General features: G+C 75.8%; 1 protein-coding gene. It reads left to right on the top strand.

The window, feature by feature from the left end; translation table 11 throughout:
* A partial coding sequence (locus tag ACIQOV_RS40100) for a restriction endonuclease (RefSeq protein WP_401055898.1) occupies positions 1-1,763 on the top strand: 1,763 nt, incomplete at its 5' end.
* Positions 1,764-1,788 lie beyond the last annotated feature (25 nt).

Genomic DNA, 1,788 nt, shown 5'->3' with positions numbered 1-1,788 from the left:
CGGTCCAGGCCCGCAACCCGGGGGTGCGGCAGCAGTACGAGCAGTACCTGGCCCAGGCCCGGGCCCGGTTCGAGCAGGACTGGTACGCCGCCCAGGCCCGGGAGGCGGACCGGCAGCAGCGGCTGGCCGGGTACCACCAGGAGTACCTGGCCTGGGCCGAGCAGTCCCGCCGGCAGCAGGAGGAGCTGGCCGCGCGGACCGAGGAGTTGCTGCGCCGGCTGCGGGCGGGTGAGCCGGAGGCGGTGCAGGAGTACTTCACCGCGGGCCTGTACGCCTCGGCGGCCTGGCCGGAGGGCTTCCCGCACCGGCTGGTGGCGGCGTTCGACGCCGGGAGCCGCCAGTTGGTGGTGGACTGGGAGCTGCCCGGGCCGGACGTGGTGCCGGCCGCCGCCCGGGTGCGGTACGTGAAGTCGGACGACCGCGAGGCCGAGGTGGCCCGCCCGGCGACGGAGCGCAAGGCGCTGTACCGGCAGGTGCTGGCGCAGTCGGCACTGCGGGTGGCGGCGGAGCTGTTCCGGGCGGACCGGGACGGGCTGCTGGACTCGGTGGTGCTGAACAGCTTCGTCCTCGGCATCGACCCGGCGACCGGCCGGGAGGCCGAGCGCTTCCTGTCCACCCTGACCGCGACCCGGGCCGGCTTCGCCGGCCTGGCACTGGACCGGGTGGATCCGTTGGAGTGCTTCCAGGGCCTGGGCGGCCGGCTGTCGGCGCGCCCGGAGCGGCTGGACGAGGTGCGCCCGGACCGGCGGCCGGAGAGCGTCGGCGGGATCCTGGCCGGGCACGGCGGCGAGGACGAGCCGGACCTGTTCGAGATGGACCCGCTGGAGTTCGAGGACCTGATCGCCGAGCTGTTCCGGCTGCGCGGCTTCCGGGTGATGACCACGGCCCGCAGCGGCGACGTCGGGGTGGACGTGGTGGCGGAGGACCTGGACCCGGTGACCGGCGGCAAGATCGTGATCCAGGCGAAGCGCTACAAGAAGACCGTCCCGCCGACGGCGGTGCGCGACCTGGAGTCCACCGTCCGCCACCACGGCGCGAACAAGGGCATCCTGGTCACCACCGCGGGCTTCGGCCGCGGCTCGTACAGCTACATCGAGGGCAAGCCGCTGACGCTGGTGAGCGGTCCGGAGCTGGTCGTCCTGCTCGCCGAGCAGGGTCTGCGCGGCCGGCTCGGCGGCGGGTCCGGGGATGCCGGCGCCGCCGCTGCCACCGCCACCACCGCCGCGAACGGCGGTCCCGAGGGGGCGGGCGAGACCGCCCTCACGGTGAGCTGGCAGAGCCGGACGGCCGGCGGGGACGCGGTGGAGCTGGACGTCACCGCCTTCCTGTGCGCGGGCGGCCGGGTGCTGAGCGACGAGCACTTCGTGTTCTTCAACAGCCCGCAGGACCCGGACGGTTCCGTCCGGCTGCATCCGACCCGCTCGGTGCCGGGCGAGCCGACCCGGGCGGCCCGGCTGGCGCTGGACCTGCACCGGCTGCCGGCCGCCGTCGAGGAGGTGGTGGTCGCCGTGTCCACCGAGGAGGAGGAGCACCCGGCGCTGCCACTCGGCTACGTGCACGGGCTGGCTCTCGCCGCCGCGTACGGGCCGGGCGCGGGCGGTCCGGACGCCTGGGCGGGACCGACCGGCGGGGTGCCGGACACCGCGATGCTGCTCGGGGCGTTCCGCCGGGGCGCCGGCGGCTGGGAGTTCAGCCCGTCCGGGCGGGCGGTGACGAACGGTCTGGCCGGGCTGGCGGCGGCCTTCGGCGTGGCGGTCGAGTAGTCGGCCGGGACCAGATCCCTCAGGG

The organism is Kitasatospora sp. NPDC091257 (assembly GCF_044757675.1).
Taxonomy (GTDB): domain Bacteria; phylum Actinomycetota; class Actinomycetes; order Streptomycetales; family Streptomycetaceae; genus Kitasatospora; species Kitasatospora lactacystinica.
The sequence above is the reverse complement of the archived record's forward strand: the minus strand, read 5'-3'. Positions and strand labels throughout refer to the sequence as shown.